The organism is Streptomyces sp. NPDC049577 (assembly GCF_040675635.1).
In the GTDB taxonomy this organism is placed as follows: Bacteria; Actinomycetota; Actinomycetes; order Streptomycetales; family Streptomycetaceae; genus Streptomyces.
Map to the genome: position 1 here is coordinate 1 of NZ_JBFAPH010000546.1, position 2,399 is coordinate 2,399.

2 protein-coding genes are annotated in these 2,399 nt (G+C 72.4%); one reads left to right on the top strand and one right to left on the bottom strand.

The window, feature by feature from the left end:
• Positions 1 to 452 precede the first annotated feature (452 nt).
• Positions 453 to 1,460, top strand: a complete 1,008-nt coding sequence (gene trpS, locus AB0K09_RS32400) for a tryptophan--tRNA ligase (RefSeq protein ID WP_366068973.1) — start codon at positions 453 to 455, stop codon at positions 1,458 to 1,460.
• A gap of 71 nt (positions 1,461 to 1,531) precedes the next feature.
• On the opposite strand, the gene AB0K09_RS32405 is transcribed toward trpS, so the two are convergent.
• A partial coding sequence (locus AB0K09_RS32405; RefSeq protein ID WP_366068974.1) for a helix-turn-helix domain-containing protein occupies positions 1,532 to 2,399 on the bottom strand: 868 nt, incomplete at its 5' end.

Genomic DNA, 2,399 nt, shown 5'->3' on the forward strand with positions numbered 1-2,399 from the left:
TTCCGTTTCCGGTTCGGATTCCGTTTCCGGCCCCCTGTTGGAGCGGGGTTTTTCGCGCCTTCCGGCGTGATCACTACTTTAGCGGATTTCCCCGGTGACTCCTAATCGAAGTCCGTTCCGGAATTTCGGCATGCCGAAATCCATCCCGTTCAGGGGCCGTGCAGTAGTGGATGCCGCCGGTGCGGCTCGAAGTGTCGCCCGGGCCCCGTAGGGGACGCCGGAGCAACCCGAAGAACTGTACACGAGCCCGTACGCGCCATCAAACCGGTGGCGCAAGGGACTTTGCGGGGCTACCGTCGTCCCATGACCAAGCATGCGCTGACCCAGCAGTGGTGGCCCGCCTGACCGGCGGCCCGCACACTCGCGCGCACAGCGCACGCACCCAACGGCCGCCGCCTCGGCGGCCGTTTTTGCTGTCCGGGCGGTGGTCCATCCACCGAGGAGGCAGCAGCGTGACCCGGACTCGCATCTTCAGCGGCGTCAAGCCCACCGGCCATCTGACCCTGGGCAACTACCTCGGCGCCGTGCGGCAGTGGGTCGAGGTCGACCAGCACCGCGCCGACGCACTGTTCTGCGTCGTCGACCTGCACGCCCTGACCGTCGATCACGACCCCGCCCGGGTCCGCAGGCTCAGCCGTCAGGCGGCGACCCTGTTCCTGGCCGCCGGGCTCGACCCCGCCCTCTGCACGCTGTTCGTGCAGAGCCACGTCGACGAGCACACACGGCTCTCCTATCTCCTGGAGTGCACGGCCACGGACGGCGAGATGCGCCGCATGATCCAGTACAAGGAGAAATCCGCACGGGAGCGGGCCACCGGCGGCAGCGTACGGCTGTCCCTGCTCACCTATCCGGCCCTCATGGCGGCCGACATCCTCGCCTACAACGCGGACGAGGTCCCCGTGGGCGACGACCAGGCGCAGCACGTGGAACTCACGCGCGACCTGGCCGTGCGGTTCAACCAGCGGTACGGGCACACGTTCACCGTGCCCAAGGCGGTACTGCCGGCCGTCGCCGCCCGGGTGATGGATCTGCAGGACCCGACCTCGAAGATGGGGAAGTCCCACGCGGAGACGTCGGGCATCGTCTATCTGCTCGACGAGCCGGACGTGGTGCGCAAGAAGGTGATGCGTGCGGTGACGGACAGCGGGAGCGAGGTCGCGTACGACCGTGAGGCGCAGCCGGGCGTGGCCAATCTGCTGGAGATCCTCGCCGCCTGTACCGGTGACGGCACGCCCGCGGAGCTGGCCGGCGGGTTCAGCTCGTACGGGGCGCTGAAGAAGGACACGGCGGAGGCTGTCGTGGAGGCCCTGCGGCCGCTGCGGGAGCGGCACGCGGAGCTGGCGGCCGATCCGGCGGCCGTGGACGCGGTGCTGCGGGCTGGTGCCGAGCGGGCCCGGGAGCTGGCCAGGCCCACCGTCGACGCGGCGTACCGGGCGATCGGGCTCCTGGAGCCGGCCTGACACAGACCGACGGTCCGAGGGGCCGACGGGCCGTCGGCCCGCCGGAGCAGCGTCCCCGCCCCGCGGCCCGCTCAGCCGGCAGCCCGGAACGCGCGGCGGTAGTCGCGCGGGCTGGTGGCGAGGCGGGCCGCGAAGTGCTGGCGCATCGTGACCTCGCTGCCGAAGCCGCACCGGCGGGCGATCTCGGGCATCGGGAGGGCCGTGCGTTCGAGGAGCTGCTGGGCGGCGGCGATGCGCTGGTCGAGCAGCCACTGGATGGGAGTCGTGCCCGTGCCGGCCGTGAAGTGGCGGGCGAAGGAGCGCGGGGACATGCCGGCCCAGCCGGCCAGGTCGGCGACGGTAAGCGGCTCGGAGAGCCGGCGGAGCGCCCGTTCGCGGACGAGCGCCAGCACGCCGGCGGCTGTGCCGTCGGCGTCGCCGTCCGGGGTGGTGGGAGCGCGGTGCTCAATGAACTGGGCCTGGGTGCCCGTGCGGAAGGGTGCGGTGACCATGGCGCGGGCGATGGTCGCCGCGGCCTCGGCACCGTGCGCGGTGCGGACGAGGTGCAGGCAGAGGTCGATGCCGGCGGCGACCCCGGCCGCGGTCCAGATGCCGCCGTCCTCGATGAACAGCGCGTCGGGGACCACCTCGATGGTGGGGTGGGTGGCGGCCAGGAGCGGTGTGAGGTTCCAGTGGGTGACCGCGCGGCGTCCGTCGAGCAGTCCGGCCTGGGCGAGGACGAACGCGCCGCCGCACAGGGAGGCGACGGGGGTGCCGGCGGCATGCGCCCGGCGCAGTGCGTCGAGGACGGGTTCGGGTACGGGGGCCAGGTGGTCCTCGACGCCGGGGACGACGACCAGGTCGGCCGTGGCGAGCCAGTCGAGGTCGCGGTCCGGGGCGAGCGTGAGGCCGCCCGGCATCTCGACGGGCGTGCGCCCGGGGGCGCACCGGCGCAGTTCG